We start from the raw sequence: 15,223 nt of genomic DNA on the forward strand, positions 1-15,223 counted from the left end.
AGGGTAATTTCATGAGTTCTGTTCGCGTAGGTATGATTGGATATAAATTTATGGGTAAGGCGCACAGCAATGCGTATCGCAGTGTCCCTATGTTCTTCCCACAAGTGGTGAAACCTGAAATGTCGGTCATTTGCGGCCGTGACCCCAAGGGAGTAAAGGAAGCGCAGCAGCAGTTCGGCTGGCAGGAGAGTGTGACCGACTGGAGAGAGCTTGTAACTAGAGAAGATATCGACCTTATCGATATCAATGCGCCAAGTGATGTCCACAAAGAAATTGCCATTGCCGCAGCACAGGCAGGCAAGCATATTTTCTGCGAAAAGCCGCTTGCCCTGAATCTTAAGGATTCCCGCGAAATGCTGGAGGCTGCCGAAAGAGCAGGCATTAAGCATATGATTGGCTTTAACTATCGTTTCTCACCAGCGGTGCAGCTGGCCAAGGATCTTGTGGAGAGCGGCAGACTCGGGAAGATTTATCATTTCCGTGCAAATTTCCTGCAGGACTGGATCTTGGACCCTGAATTCCCGCTTGTCTGGAGACTACAGAAGGAAATTGCTGGCTCTGGTTCACATGGCGATCTGGGAGCACACCTGATTGATATGGCTCGCTATTTGGTTGGAGAATTTACAGAAGTTATCGGTATGAGCGAGACCTTCATTAAGGAGCGTCCGATTGCATCAGAGATGACAGGACTTACGGCGAAGGGCAATAGCAGCACGGAAAAAGGACCCGTAACCGTAGATGATGCGACACTGTTCTTAGCCCGGTTTGAAAGCGGTGCCATCGGCAGCTTTGAGGCAACCCGCTTTGCGGCGGGTCATCGAAGCACTAATTCGTTTGAAATTAATGGCAGCTTGGGCAGCGTAAAGTTTGATTTTGAACGAATGAATGAGCTTGAGGTTTACTTTGTAAATGATGCAGAGGATGTGCAGGGCTTCCGCCGCGTCATGGCGACAGATGGGGTTCATAAGTATGCGGAGGCATGGTGGCCTACAGGACATCCGATTGGATTTGATCATACCTTCACGCATGAGGTTGTGGAATTTATGAATGCGATTGAAGAGAATAGGCAGCCTGTGCCCAATTTCCATGACGGAGTTGCCTGTCAGGCGGTTCTTGAAGCGGTAGAGCGCTCGGTGGAAGAACGCCGCTGGGTGACGCTGTCTGAAATGGCTGATGTCTAAGAGAGTCCTAATCGCTTAGATCTCTAAATGATCCGAGTATTGATCAGTTGATCAGTTGTTTAGCACGAGTCCATTGTTTGATCCAATAACGTTTAAGGAGTGTGTATCAGGATGAAAAAAGCACTAATCGTATGGGGCGGCTGGGACGGCCACGAGCCAGAACAGGTATCAGCATTGTTTAAAGCATGGCTGACGGAGCAGAATTTCGAGGTGGAAGTCGCGAATACTCTTGAAGCCTATCGTGATGCGGAGAAACTGAAGAATTTAGATCTCATCATTCCCTGCTGGACTATGGGTGAGATTGAGAAGGAGCTCGCAAGCAACGTTTCTACCGCTGTAATGGAAGGGGTCGGCCTGGCAGGGCTGCATGGAGGAATGTGTGATGCCTTCCGTACGAATGTTGACTGGCAGTTTATGACGGGTGGCCAGTGGGTAGCCCATCCGGGTAACGACGGAGTGGAGTATACGGTAAATATCAAGAACAGCTCCAGCACACTGCTTGCTGGCATTGAAGATTTCCAAGTGAAAAGTGAACAGTATTACCTCCACATTGATCCCGCTGTCGAGGTGCTGGCTACGACAAGATTCCCGATTGTAGAGGGGCCGCATTCTACGAACGGTGCTGTTGATATGCCCGTCGTATGGACGAAGCGCTGGGGACAAGGGAGAGTGTTCTACAATTCGCTTGGTCATCACGCGGATATTGTGGAAATGCCACAAGTCAAAGAAATCATGGTTCGTGGCTTCCTGTGGGCTGCAGAGGGTAAGCAAGCAGCTGCGGCGAAGCAGGGTAAGGCAATACAATATACAGGTATGGGCGATAGTCAGATCTAATATGAGACCTTACATGGGTTGAAGGGAGAACAGCATTCGATGGATAAAGTAAAGGTAGGTATTGTCGGCTGCGGTAAAATCAGCAGCATCTACATGGAGAACTGTAATAAATTCGAATGTCTTGAATTAGTGGCTTGTGCTGACCTTGACCTGTCGAGAGCAGAAGAGCAGGCCAAGGCGTACGGTATACCAAGAGCGGTCAGTGTTCAGGAGCTGTTGAATGATCCAGAGATTGAGCTGGTCATCAATCTGACGATTCCCGCCGTGCATGCAGATGTTTGTCTGCAGGCAATAGAAGCGGGCAAGCATGTTTATGTCGAGAAGCCTCTGGCGGTTACTCGGGAAGAGGGAGCTGCGGTACTTCAGGCTGCAAAGGAGAAAGGACTGCTCGTTGGTTCTGCACCCGAAACGTTTTTTGGCACAGGCATCCAAACTTCACTGAAAATCATAGAAGAGGGACTTATCGGCACTCCTGTAGCAGTGACCGCTTTTATGATGAGCCGTGGTCATGAATTCTGGCATCCGGACCCTGAATTTTACTATGCCAAAGGGGGAGGCCCGATGTTTGATATGGGGCCTTACTACCTGACTGCACTCATTCAATTACTAGGGCCGATCTCGAGCATTACAGGGATGACAGGTAAGGCGCTTGAAGAACGTACGATCAGCAGTGAGAAGAAGTACGGTCAGAAGATCAAAGTGGAAATTCCTACCCATGTCGCAGGTTTACTTCGGTTTGAACAAGGTGCCATCGGCACCATTGTAACCAGCTTTGATATTTTTGGAGGAAGCCAGCTTCCTAATATTGAGATTTACGGAACACAAGGGACACTTCGTGTGCCGGATCCGAATACGTTCGGCGGACCTGTACTGCTGAAGCGTATGGGAGAGCAGGATTGGGAAGAGGTTGAGCTCTTGCCAGGCTACGATCAGAACACACGGGGAATTGGACCGGCAGATATGGCGTATGCCATTCGGAGTGGACGTGAGCACCGGGCCAGCGGTGAACTCGCTTATCATGTCCTTGAAGCCATGTGGGCCTTCCATGACGCATCAGATGATGGTCATCACTACACCATGAAGAGTACGTGTAAGCGTCCGGCTTCACTACCCGCAGATCTGCCACTGTATACGCTGGATAGCTAGTCATCATTCGGGAGTATATATTGATACGATTGTAAAATAAAAATGACCACAATAGCCGCTTATCTGCGGCTATTTGTTTTTGATTATCATAATAAAAGCGCCGGGGCTTGTAACTCGCAGCCGGCGCTTTGCATATAGGAACAAGAATTATATGATGGCTTCATCAACTAATTAGTTATAGGATCAAAGCCCTCGGTCAAGGAAAGATTAGAGAACTTTGCATAATTCAACTGTTCAATTTCATTAGCAACATCATTACTGTCAACCGCAAAGCCGACATAAACGGAGTCTGGCATGGCAACAGTCTTCTCCCCGATCTTACTCCAGTCGGTTCCGTTCGTAGAACCATAAGCATAGAAAGTGTCGCCCTTTCGGCCAAGCTTGAGCCAGTATCCCTGTGAGGCACCGCTCACTTTGAAAGGAATGTCGGCTAACAACTGGATGCCGGCAGATTCAGCTGCCGCTGGACTATCCAGCGTCTCAGTCAGCTCATCAAATGGGGCTCCCGCCTGATTTCTACCGGCCAGATAAGCTGACCAGCTGGTGTCCTTCGACAGCTTCACCCAAGATAGACCAAGTACGGCCGCCGGGCTGTCCATACGGAGATCCTCACGAATCATCAGTCCAGTAAAAGCGTGGTTATCGATTGAGCCGATGTCTTCCAGTTTTGCGGTAAGCTCCATATCGCCACTCATCTTCTTGTATACAAAATGGAAATCGTCCTTGGCAGCATCTCGCTCAGGTGAACGTTCACCGCTGCCTTCGCTTTTGCCTAGTTTACCGTTCCCTTTTACCGTCAGAACTCCTTCGGTTATACTACCCGAGCCTCTGAGATCTGGTGAGCCGATGTCCTTGGAAGACCAGCCTGCTTGATCAAGCGTCTGATCGCTCGTATTCACATGAATGCTGGCAGCTGTCGTTTGTGTCTCATGACCCTCTGAATCGGTCACTCGGGCAGAGATAAAGTAAGAAGCATCCTTCAGTCCCTTGATCGTGTACTGATACGTATTTCCTCTCTTCACAGCGTCTCCAAGATACTCAGATCCGTTGTATATTGCAACTTTCTCGATTTTATTCTTGAACTTGGAAGCAGCATTGACTTTAACCTGAATAGGTTCTCCGAGCTTAAATTGCTCATTATTAGAAGGTGCTTGGAGCTTCGCTTCAGGGTTCTCCGCAGCGTGCTCCATATCAACCAGGCTGTTTATATATAGCTCGAGCCAAGTATAGCCTGAACGCGTAACGGTCTTGTATGCATCCTCAACACCCCAGATTTTGTTCTTCTTCTCCCACTTGTCTTCAATTCCATTAAGGTTGGAATCATATCCATCCGAATGCTGATCTTCGATGACACCGAAGCTGCTAATATATCCACCAACCTCGTGCTCCGTATTGATATATCTTCCGAGACCTTGCTCTACTTCGGCTACAATCCGAGCATCGATGGCATCTCGGCGGGGATACGTTGCTCCGGCCTGACGAAGAATGGTACTCAGCAAATGTTCATTGGCATCGAATACGCCTTGGAGGACATGCTGGTCGAAGCCCTTGTTCGTTACGCCGTGATTAACCCCTGTGCTGTCCGCGGATAAATAAGGCTCGGCTGCAAATGTCGTTAACTGATCACCACTTGCGTCACCCGAGCTTTTTACATAAGCCGATGAACCATCCAGCCAGCCAGTGAGCTTACCGTTGATCCGGTTACCCGAAATATAAAAGCCGCCCAGCTTGCCGGACTCTCCTGCATCAATGACTCGATCGGATACATTATCCCTGGTGCCGGGACCTGCAATTTCAATATTGTTCATAAAGTTCGTGAAATTGAAGCCTCCACCGTATGTGCCATTGAAGCCCCAATTGTAGATTACATTGTTAGCAAATTGGACAACGGCCACATGATCCTTGTCTGCTTTACCAGCATATCCACCCCCCAGTCTGGGGTTTCTGGACGTATGACTCGTGTATAGATTGTGATGGAATGTCGTTTTGTCACCGCCCGCTATGCCGCCATAACCATGTCTCCCCTTGGAATGTCCAGATAGCGTCAAGCTTTCGGAGATGATCGACCACTGAACGGTCCCATTCTCACCCCGGTATAACGACAAGGTCTCATCTGTGTTCCAGCTGAAGGAGCAGTGGTCAATTATAAATTGTTTATTGTCCCTGCCCCAGAGTGCATCCATGGAATCACTGCCATTAAATACGTTGGTAGCACCGGGCCTAAAGGATAGGTAACGAATAATGATGTTTTCTGAATTGCTGATGTTCGTATCCCAGCCCGCAATCGTTATGCCGTTACCAGGGGCGGTTTGGCCTGCAATCGTCAAATTTTTAATATTGTTTAATCGCAAGGAGCTCTCAAGCTCAATCGTGCCGGAAACATGAAAGACAATGGTGCGTCCTTCTTGCGGCGTGGATAAGATACCGTACCGCAGAGAGCCTTCAATAGGCTCCTCATTTTCCTTATAATCTTCTAGGTTAGTCACGATGTATACATCTCCACCCCGGCCGCCTGTTGCATAAGCCCCGCCGCCTTCCGCACCCGGAAATGCAAGAACAGAGGCATCAGGAACAGGTTTCTTAGTGGCCTCAAGAGCCATGGCAGCAGAAGAGGATTGGACACCCATTATTGAAAGCGCTACCGAAAAACTCAACCCGATAGACATTAATCCTTTGAATCGCTTATGATTCGATTTCATATGCAAGTTGTCTCCCTTCGATTTGTTTAGTTAGATAGAAGGTTACGTATCCGCCATTCACTCCTCCTTATAGATCTTCCTTACAACTATATACTTTAAGGCTTTTGGTAAATATTTACCTGCCACTATTTTGCGCTTACGTGCCAAAAATTGATCTTTTCACTTGTACTTAGGAGGAAGCTCATATTATGTTTTTGTTAACGTGATATGTAAAATTTGCAGGTGCTTCTACACTGGGTCGGAGGGATCGTATATGAAGATTAAATATCAGCAGCGTGACCAGCAGTTCCATTCATTTATATCCAGGAATAACACGTATCCGCTTCATTTGCACAAGAATGTTGAGATCGCCACAATTCTTTCGGGGAGCGTGCAGGCGAATATCAGCCGCGACACCTATTTGCTCACGACAGGGGACATACTCCTCATTTTTCCGAATCAGCCTCACAGCTATAAGACCATTGAGCACAGCGAAATGATGCTCATCTTCTTCGATGCTGCCTTTCCGGGGGATTATACAGGGGATCTGCTTCATTCTGCTCCGAGTTGTCCTATGATAAAGGAGAATGACTTGCTGAATAAATTCATGTGGAAGCTATATCATCTCTATAAAGAACAGGGCGAACAGCGGCTGCTGAAGGCCTACACCTCGGTCATACTAGGGCACGCTATGCCCCTTCTATCCTTGCGTAAAGTAGATTATTTGAAAGAAGTAGATGAAGTTCAGAAAATTTTAGCCTATATAGATCGTCACTTTTTGGAACCCCTTACATTGGATGTGCTAGAAAAAGAGCTTGCCATTAATAAATATCTTATTTCCCGAATCTTCTCAGAGCAGTTCCATGTCTCCTTCCGTGATTATATCAACGGTTTGCGTGCGGCGTTTGCTAACATGCTGCTAAGATCTACGACGGATGCCGTAACCGATATCGCCTTTGATTCAGGCTTCAACAGCCTGCGCTCTTTTTACCGTGTCTTCAAAAAGGAGTATGGGGTTACTCCTAATGAATTCCGGCGTCACGCAAACATGTAAGGTATATCACATGGGAGTGAATTAAATTAGATTAGAATGATATAGACAAAGACAATAAAGGTAAGGACACAATTCGTAACCGAAGTGAATCCACTCTTACATGAAAATCATTTGACCTCTTGAAATTCTTATAAAACCTAGTATAATACTCGGTAAAAGAGAGTAAAGGAGACACTGGATCAATCATGACAAAACAACGGATGACGAATTCATTACAAATAGATGATTATTTGGATCTCCTAAATTATGCGATCCGAATTGATGACACAGAATGGCAGCAAGAAATTATAAATTTGATGAAGAATTATACAGAGCAGAAGAAGAATATGGATACACCGGTATTGCGAAATGAGTTATGGTTGCAATTCGACGCGCTGAATGACGAGCTGTTATCTTTGTTTAAGCAGTTAAGTCTGGAGAAGGATGAAGCGGAGAAAGCCAAAGTAACCGAACGGATATGGGAATTGAAATATGAACGCGTTATGATCTCCCAGAAGCTGGAGTCTATTGTAAATAGGAAGCATCATTCTTCTAAATAATAGGGAGATAGATTATGGAAAGAGCCGGATTGCATTTGCGATCCGGCTCTTTTTAATGGAAATGACAGAATGATAGCGAAGGTAACGTGAATATCAAATAAAATAACAATTAATACCATTAATTATATTATATACTTGTATTTTTTGTGTAGCATGCCTAGTTTAATTTTGCTAAATAAGCATTTCTCCAAAATTGTGTTAGATAAATTGACGTCATATATCGCCCGGCATATAGTTATAAAAAAATAACAGGATGGATATGGGGGCGTTATTGTGGAGGTTGCACAAACGATGGAGAGGAAGCCTTTTTACAAAGGATTGTTTTTTCAAATCATAGTGGCCATTGCACTGGGGATTGCGGTAGGTTATTTCTGGCCTTCCTTCGGAATAGCACTCAAGCCACTCGGTGACGGATTTATCAAATTAATTAAGATGATTATATCACCGCTTGTCTTCGTCGTCGTTGTGCTTGGCATCGCAAAGGTAGGTAACATCAAAACCGTCGGCAGAATTGGCGGAAAGGCCTTAATCTATTTTGAGGTGGTTACCACCATCGCACTCATCGTCGGTTTAGTGGCAGCAAACGTCATGAAGCCAGGACAAGGCATGAATGTGGACCCGGCCAGCCTGTCCGTTGACGCGGTTGGACAGGCCACGAACAATTCTGAGCTTCCAACAAAAACCGAGTTTATCATGAACATCATTCCTGAGAGTGTCGTGTCGGCATTCGCATCGAATGCCATGCTGCAGGTTCTGCTTGTCTCTTGCTTATTCGGTTTTGCACTCGTTCGGATCGGGGGCCGAACCTCTGAATTTCTGATTGATCTGCTGGATCATGTCAGCAAAGTTATTTTTCAAATTATGGGCTTCATCATGAAGCTGACCGTTATTGCAACCTTTGGAGCGATGGCTTATGCGGTAAGTCAATATGGAATGCAGACCCTGCTCTCATTCGGCAAGCTGTTTCTGGCCATGGCGGCTGCATGCTTCATTTTCCTGCTCGTACTTGAAGTCATAATGCGGCTCTTTGTGGGTATTGGCTTGTGGGGAGTAATCAAACTGATTCGGGAGGAAATAATTTTCTCTTTCGCTACCGGTTCAACAGAAGCGGTTATGCCGCAGCTGATGACGAAGCTGGAGAAAGCAGGATGTGATCGATCCGTCGTAGGTTTGGTGGTACCCACAGGCTACTCTTTTAACCTTGACGGAGCCTCTATCTATTTGTCACTCGCACTCGTATTCTTGGCCCAAGCAACAGGAACAGATCTCGGCTTGTACGAACAGCTTGTGCTGCTTGCTGTGCTGCTGCTTACATCCAAGGGAATGGCAGGTATACCGGGCTCTGCGTTTGTTGCCCTGTCCGCAACGGCTGCAAGCACAGGCTTCATCCCCATCGCAGCTGTTGCACTAATGCTGGCTCCAGACCGGATTATGGGGAATTTCCGTACGACAATTAACTTGATAGGTTATGCCGTAGCGACGTTTGTCGTTGCCAGATGGGAAGGACTTTTCAATAAAAAGCAGGCTGTACTGGTGATGAAATCTGGATTGATTGCAGAAGAAGAGGTAACTCCTGCACCGACTGTTACTGATCTGCCAGCAGCAAGAAAATTAGAAGTAGAGTAATTGTATTGAAATGAAATAGAAGCCGCTGACTCTGATAAACCGCTGAAAAGGAATGATTATTTCCATTCAGCGGTTTTTTTGAATGATACATACTCTTGATTAAATCAGCTAAAGGTATGATGAAAATAATTGGATTTAACTACGACAGGTTTTGTCATATTTCACATTTACAATAAGTAGGAAGGACTACAGAAGTCCTGATGTATAAGAAAAAAGAATAATAGAGGAGTGAAAGAATAAGTGACATCCTTAAAAGGTAAAGTTGCAGTTGTAGCAGGTGCCACCCGGGGAGCAGGCAGGGCGATTGCCGTTCAACTGGGAGCGGCCGGTGCCACAGTTTATTGTACAGGACGCAGTACTCGCCAGGATAAATCGGATATGAACCGAATGGAAACCATTGAAGAAACGGCAGAGTTGGTGACAGAGGCAGGAGGAATTGGAATTGCAGCCCAAGTCGATCACACGGATCCTGAGCAGGTGGAAAGGCTGTTTGAGCGAGTCGCCCGAGAAAGAGAAGGGCGGCTGGATATCCTCGTAAATGATGTGTGGGGAGGTGATCCGCTGACAGACTGGTCCAAATCGTTCTGGGAGCACTCGCTGGAGGATGGATTAACGATGCAGAAGCGGGCAGTCCATTCGCACATGATCACAAGCAAATTTGGAGCGCCGCTGATGGTAGCAAGGAAGCAGGGGTTAATCATAGAAATAACGGACGGTATTGATGATAAATATCGAGGTAATCTTTACTACAGCTTAGCCAAAGTATCGGTTATTCATCTGGCAAAGGCTATGGCCGAAGAACTGAAGCCGCATAACGTAACAGCGCTGGCACTTACCCCCGGTTTTTTGCGTTCAGAAGCTATGTTGGATTACTTCGGTGTAACCGAAGAGAACTGGAGAGATGCAGTGCGTACGGAGCCGCATTTCATTGCTTCGGAAACACCTGATTATGTAGGCAAGGCAGCTGCGTGTCTCGCGGCAGATCCCAAGGTGCATGAGAAGAGTGGGCTTGCACTCAGCTCATGGGGATTGTCTGATGAGTACGGATTTACAGACAGGGATGGTAGCCGGCCTCACTGGGGCAGATATGCAATAGAACAAGGACTGTAATTATATACTCTGGATTAAAGCAGTTTAGGAGATTATAAAATGAATTGATAGAAAAAATATTAAAACAATAAAACAAACAAAGCTCCAGGAAAGCAGGAGCTTTGTTTGTTTTGTTAATCTTTTTAACTCACTGCATATGTGTTAATTCTCGATCCAAAGCGCTAAAGTGGTTGCGGGTTCCCATCCAGCCAAAGCCGTATGAGCTTGACGGCATTTGTACACTACTCCGTTGTAAGTCACAAGATCATTCACTTTATACGCTGTTCCTGGTGTCCATGCAGGTGCTGTCGTTGAAGGCGGCGCTGAAGTGGAGAGGGTTAGTGTATTGCTCGCAGGAGAGATGTTGCCTGCCGCATCCTTGGCTTTTACTGTAAAGGAATAGCTCGTATTGGCAGTAAGACCCGTGACATTATATTCCAAGGTAGTACCGGATACCGTAGCGACCAGTGTGGAGCCTCTGTAGATTTCATATCCCGTTACGGCTGTATTATCCGTAGCTGCTGACCACATTAGGGAGACAGAGCTCGCGGTTACACCCATGGAATGCAGCCCGCTTGGAGCTGATGGAGCAGAAGTGTCCGGTGTACTCGCGCCGGAAGTTGTAATGCTTAATGCGTTGCTCGCTGCAGATACATTGCCTGCCGCATCCTTCGCCTTAACCGTGAAGGAATAGCTGGTGTTGGCTGTAAGACCTGTAGCATTGTATGTCAGTGTAGAGCCCGATACGGTAGCGACCAATGTGGAGCCTCTGTAAATTTCATACCCAGTGACACCTACATTGTCTGTCGCTGCTGACCACATCAGGGAGACGGAGTTAGCAGTAACACCCATGGAATGCAGTCCGCTTGGTGCTGTAGGAGCTGTCGTATCGCCAGGGTTTCCTCCACCACCACTTAAGTTGACATCAATCGTGTTATAAAATGCATTCCCTGTATCTGCAACTTCCCATACGGCAAGAATAAGATGGTAGCCGCTGCGGTCAGCAGGAATGTTGCAAGTATGTGTTACGGTATAATCCGGTTTTTTACCACCGTCATTGATGGAACAGAACAATTCAATATCGGAGCGTGCAAGTGCTTTGCTTTGATCCCAGCCCGGTTTCGTAATGTAATACTTCCATTCCTTTGTCGCATGAGCAGCTGTAAGCGTCCAAGTAAATGTGTTTGAACCTGTGTTCATGTTGACCTTATTCCAGCGAGTAGGAGACTGTTCATTCATCTGAGGGAAGATTCCAGCTCCTGAGATCTGTCCGTCGGCAGGTCCTCCTGTCGGGAAATTACCCTTCGCCTCTAAGGACTGGGGCTCATACTGTACGTTTCCGCAATTGGTGTTCTGACCGAGCTTACATTGATATGCACGGCTCTGCGGAGCACTTATGTAACCATGAGCCGAGGCAATCTCTGCAACAATCAAGCATGTGATGAATGCCAATACGATTCCAAGCAGCAATCGAAAGTGGAATTTCTTTTTGCTTTGGACCAGAACATTTTCCATTTATAAATTTCCTCCTCAACATTTTTGGCGGGCGAATTCTGTTTTTCGCCTCCTATTTCTTATTTTAAAGATTCCAAATGAGTTGGTAAGGGTAAATAGTTTTAAAACAGGGGATAAAAATATAAAAAACATCACAGTGATGACCGTTTTATTAACATTTTATGTAACTAAAATTGGTTAAAAAGTACGTTGTCAACAGAAGATATGGAGTAGTGAAGGGCTTGTACAAAATTCTGAGTGTGGGGACTGACCTCTATCTACAGGCATATACGCAAATATTAGGAGGAAAATTTGGATGAACGATATGTTAAACTCACGTATTTCTATAATAGGACTTGGGACTGCACTTCCTACTCATGCTTTATCACAGACAGATGCAGCCAAGCTAATGGAATCAACACTCGGCGAGAAGCCAGAGCTGGCTCGTTTCGCGAGAAGAATATTCAGATCCTGTGGTGTTGAGATGAGATATACATGTGAGCCCAGCTATACAGGGAACCCAGAGGACTGTGAGTATCTGCCTTACACTCAAGATCGAGAGGTTCCAACTACGGAAGAGCGCATGAATACATATAAAAAAGAAGCGGTCCCGCTTGGAATCCAGGCCGCGGAAAAAGCACTTAAAGATTCAAATACGGCACCTGAGGCAATTACGCATTTGGTTACCGTCAGTTGTACCGGACAATTCTTACCTGGGCTGGATGTGCTATTGATCAAACATTTGGGCTTATCCCCACGGACGACACGTATTCCACTGATCTTCCAAGGATGTGCGGCAGGGCTGAGAGCTATCCAAGCAGCAAGGGATATAGTACAAGGCGATCCAAGTGCGAAAGTACTCGTTGTGTGTGTGGAGCTGTGTACACTTCATTTTCAACCCGTGATGGAACGGGAAGCGCTGTTCGCCGCTTCATTCTTCGGAGATGGCGCTTCCTCATGTGTCGTGAGCATGGCTGAAGATCAGCATCAGCATTACTATCAGCTGGGTAAGGGCTACTCCGTTCTATTACCGGATTGTGCCGAGGATATGACCTGGGATGTGGGAAACACCGGCTTTGATCTGTATCTGTCTCCGCGAATTCCCAAGCTGCTCGGAACCCATCTAGCCGAAGAAATGGATTATCTGCTCGAAGGTGCACCACAGCCTGAATTATATGCTATTCATCCGGGTGGCAGAGGAATTGTGGATTCGGTTCAGGAAGTCCTCGGACTTCGTGACGATCAGACCAAATACAGCAGAGACATCCTGAAGAATTACGGCAACCTGTCTTCTGTGACCATTATGTTTGTGCTGGATGCGATGCGCAGCGAGCTGAGATCTCAGCGGCGTGAGACAGCAGAAGGTGTGGCGATGGCATTTGGCCCCGGGTTAACGGCTGAGCTTATGAGATTCACCTATGTTCCTTCGTACAGTTTTTCATCTGTAGAGGCAGATCATGTCTATCTTTAGGAAGCTGGATCGGAGAGCGAAGGAAGAGGAATTGATGGATGATTTCTCCTTGGGCGGAGAGGAGCTGACCGAAGCGCTCAAACATTTAAGGAGATTAAATAAAATCTTCGCTGCTCCAGGACCGACGAAATATGGAGTTGAGAAGCTGTGGAAGGAGATGGGCAGGCCGAGCAGCTTGTCAATTCTGGATGTTGGTGCAGGGTCGGGAGACGTGAACCGCAAGCTGCTTCGCTGGGCCGATGAACGCGGTGTCCAGCTGAGTATCACGCTTGTAGACATGACACCAGAAGCATGTGATGAAGCAAGGGCTCTATTCAAGGGAGAGAACAGAGTCACTGTCCTGCAGGCCGATGTATGTGACCTGCCGGATGCATCAGCAGATATCGTCACAGGCTCCCAGTTTGTACATCATTTTGACGGTGAGAAGCTCGTTGAGATCGTATCCCATATGCTGCGTGCGTCCAGATACGGGGTTGTGATCAATGATATTCACAGGCATACCGTTTCCTATACAGCAGTATGGATTACAACACGGATCATATCGAGAAATCGTTATATACGGCATGATGGACCGCTGTCCGTCGCAAAAGGATTCAAAGGCTCGGATTGGAAGGAGCTGCAAAAACGGCTTGATCATCAATCCATGACCTATAACTGGAAGCCCTTGTTCCGATATGCCGTAATTATCCCAAGACAGTAAGAGAGAGGCGCCAACAGAAGAAGGGAAGGTGAGGCATATGGACAACCAAAATGAATTACACATGGAACAACAAGTGGATATCATTGTCATAGGAGCAGGAATTGCGGGAAGCGCATGTGCTGTACAGCTTGCAGGTATGGGATATACCACGGTATTGTTAGACCGCAAAGCATTTCCAAGGCATAAAACATGCGGGGAGTTCATGTCACCGGAGACTTTAGAGATGCTGGCTTATGTGGGTGTTGATCCGTTCGCTTTTCAAGTGGAGCCCAGCGTGATGGACAGTGCAAAGATCATCATGCCAAATGGAGGCGAGATCGATTCAGCCCTTCCAGGCAAAGCCTGGGGAATCAGCCGATATGAGCTGGATATGATGCTGCATCAAAAAGCCATCGAGGCGGGTGCAAGCATCGTAACCAAAGCGATGGTGCTGGATATTGTACAGCTTGACGACCACAGCTATCGAGTATCCGTACGGCAAGGAAAGGATGTCGTCCACTATCATACCCGATCTGTTATCGGCGCCTATGGAACCCCTAGACCCAAGTTTGTTCAAGGTATGGAGATCAATACCCCTCAAGATTCTGAAGTTTATGTCGGCGTTAAATCCCATTATACAGGCATCAAGACAGAGCCGCGGGTGGAGCTGTATTTCTGTGAAGGCGGTTATGTTGGAATATCTCCTATCGAAGGAGGAGAGAAGGCGAATGTCGCTGCGCTGCTTCCACTAAAGACGGTTCAGCGTATTGGGAAGTCCGTATCCGATATATTACAGGCGGCAGCACAGGATAATGAGAAGCTGTCGGTCAGACTGAGCACAGGGGCCCCTGCCCCAGGATCGCAGGTATCCATTGCTCCGGTCAAATTATCTACGGTTCCCGAGCCGTGGTCAATCTTCCCTCATATAGGAGATGCGTTAATGGTGATTCCTCCATTATGTGGTGATGGCATGTCTATCGCGTTAAGATCATCTATCATCTGCTCGACTGTAACAGATCGATATTTAAGATCTGAGATTACCTATGAAGAGTGGCAGAGCGAGTATACTTTGGAGGCGAACCATCATTTTGGCAAGCTCCTGAAACGGGCTAAACGTATTCAGAAGCTGGCTTTTGCCAAGACCAATCGTCTATATCCTGGGGCTGCAAAATTGTTCCCGAGTCTAGCTTCTTATCTTGTGAAGGCGACTCGTTTGACCGAGATGGGAATTCAACGATAAATTAAATCTTCATGAGCTGAACCCAGTTTGATTAATAAGCTGGGTTTTTTAATTGTGTCAACCAACAAAGTTAAAAGTTATATTCAGAAAATACATCATATGAAAAATTCAAAGTAGATCATGTTTCTTAAATTATACGGTTATAACATGCTTATAACTTCTGTTATGGCAGTTGGAGTGTTAAAACAGAGC

At 46.7% G+C, this 15,223-nt stretch carries 12 protein-coding genes; 10 read left to right on the plus strand and 2 right to left on the minus strand.

Features of this window, described 5'->3' with window-relative positions; all coding sequences use genetic code 11:
* The first annotated feature begins 11 nt into the window (after window positions 1-11).
* The 3 genes from BLW49_RS09055 to BLW49_RS09065 all read left to right on the plus strand — a co-directional run bounded on the left by BLW49_RS09055 (window position 12) and on the right by BLW49_RS09065 (window position 3,161).
* Window positions 12-1,181: a Gfo/Idh/MocA family protein gene (locus BLW49_RS09055; RefSeq protein WP_076312671.1), complete on the plus strand. Its 1,170-nt coding sequence runs from the start codon at window positions 12-14 to the stop codon at window positions 1,179-1,181.
* Window positions 1,182-1,292: 111 nt separating this feature from the next.
* The gene (locus BLW49_RS09060; RefSeq protein ID WP_076312670.1) at window positions 1,293-2,015 is read left to right on the plus strand and encodes a ThuA domain-containing protein; all 723 of its coding nucleotides are present in this window, start codon (window positions 1,293-1,295) and stop codon (window positions 2,013-2,015) included.
* Window positions 2,016-2,054: 39 nt separating this feature from the next.
* Complete coding sequence (locus BLW49_RS09065; RefSeq protein ID WP_076312669.1) at window positions 2,055-3,161, plus strand: Gfo/Idh/MocA family protein; 1,107 nt, start codon at window positions 2,055-2,057, stop codon at window positions 3,159-3,161.
* 167 nt (window positions 3,162-3,328) lie between these two features.
* Here the strand turns inward: BLW49_RS09065 and BLW49_RS09070 are convergent, their stop codons facing one another.
* The gene (locus tag BLW49_RS09070; RefSeq protein ID WP_090724172.1) at window positions 3,329-5,860 is read right to left on the minus strand and encodes a pectate lyase family protein; all 2,532 of its coding nucleotides are present in this window, start codon (window positions 5,858-5,860) and stop codon (window positions 3,329-3,331) included.
* A gap of 253 nt (window positions 5,861-6,113) precedes the next feature.
* Between BLW49_RS09070 and BLW49_RS09075 the strand changes: the two genes are divergently transcribed.
* The 4 genes from BLW49_RS09075 to BLW49_RS09090 all read left to right on the plus strand — a co-directional run bounded on the left by BLW49_RS09075 (window position 6,114) and on the right by BLW49_RS09090 (window position 10,168).
* Window positions 6,114-6,893: an AraC family transcriptional regulator gene (locus BLW49_RS09075; RefSeq protein WP_090724173.1), complete on the plus strand. Its 780-nt coding sequence runs from the start codon at window positions 6,114-6,116 to the stop codon at window positions 6,891-6,893.
* A 185-nt stretch (window positions 6,894-7,078) separates the two neighbouring features.
* Window positions 7,079-7,432, plus strand: a complete 354-nt coding sequence (locus BLW49_RS09080; RefSeq protein ID WP_090724175.1) for a hypothetical protein — start codon at window positions 7,079-7,081, stop codon at window positions 7,430-7,432.
* Window positions 7,433-7,705: 273 nt separating this feature from the next.
* Window positions 7,706-9,058: a cation:dicarboxylate symporter family transporter gene (locus tag BLW49_RS09085; protein WP_256209675.1), complete on the plus strand. Its 1,353-nt coding sequence runs from the start codon at window positions 7,706-7,708 to the stop codon at window positions 9,056-9,058.
* Between the two features lie 240 nt (window positions 9,059-9,298).
* Window positions 9,299-10,168, plus strand: a complete 870-nt coding sequence (locus tag BLW49_RS09090; RefSeq protein WP_090724178.1) for an SDR family oxidoreductase — start codon at window positions 9,299-9,301, stop codon at window positions 10,166-10,168.
* 141 nt (window positions 10,169-10,309) lie between these two features.
* On the opposite strand, the gene BLW49_RS09095 is transcribed toward BLW49_RS09090, so the two are convergent.
* Window positions 10,310-11,662: a lytic polysaccharide monooxygenase gene (locus BLW49_RS09095; protein ID WP_090724180.1), complete on the minus strand. Its 1,353-nt coding sequence runs from the start codon at window positions 11,660-11,662 to the stop codon at window positions 10,310-10,312.
* Window positions 11,663-11,957: 295 nt separating this feature from the next.
* Here BLW49_RS09095 and BLW49_RS09100 point away from each other — a divergent pair, with 295 nt between their 5' ends.
* From BLW49_RS09100 to BLW49_RS09110, 3 genes are read left to right on the plus strand one after another with little or no spacing between them, the layout of a single operon-like run.
* Entirely contained in the window at window positions 11,958-13,112 is a 1,155-nt protein-coding gene (locus BLW49_RS09100; RefSeq protein ID WP_090724181.1) for a type III polyketide synthase, read from the plus strand.
* Complete coding sequence (locus BLW49_RS09105; protein ID WP_090724183.1) at window positions 13,099-13,812, plus strand: SAM-dependent methyltransferase; 714 nt, start codon at window positions 13,099-13,101, stop codon at window positions 13,810-13,812. Before BLW49_RS09100 ends, BLW49_RS09105 begins: the two co-directional genes overlap by 14 nt.
* 37 nt (window positions 13,813-13,849) lie before the next feature.
* A complete protein-coding gene (locus BLW49_RS09110; RefSeq protein WP_256209677.1) occupies window positions 13,850-15,031 on the plus strand; it encodes an NAD(P)/FAD-dependent oxidoreductase in 1,182 nt (393 codons plus the stop codon).
* Window positions 15,032-15,223: the final 192 nt, after the last annotated feature.

The organism is Paenibacillus sp. PDC88, assembly GCF_900106725.1.
In the GTDB taxonomy this organism is placed as follows: Bacteria; Bacillota; Bacilli; order Paenibacillales; family Paenibacillaceae; genus Paenibacillus; species Paenibacillus shunpengii.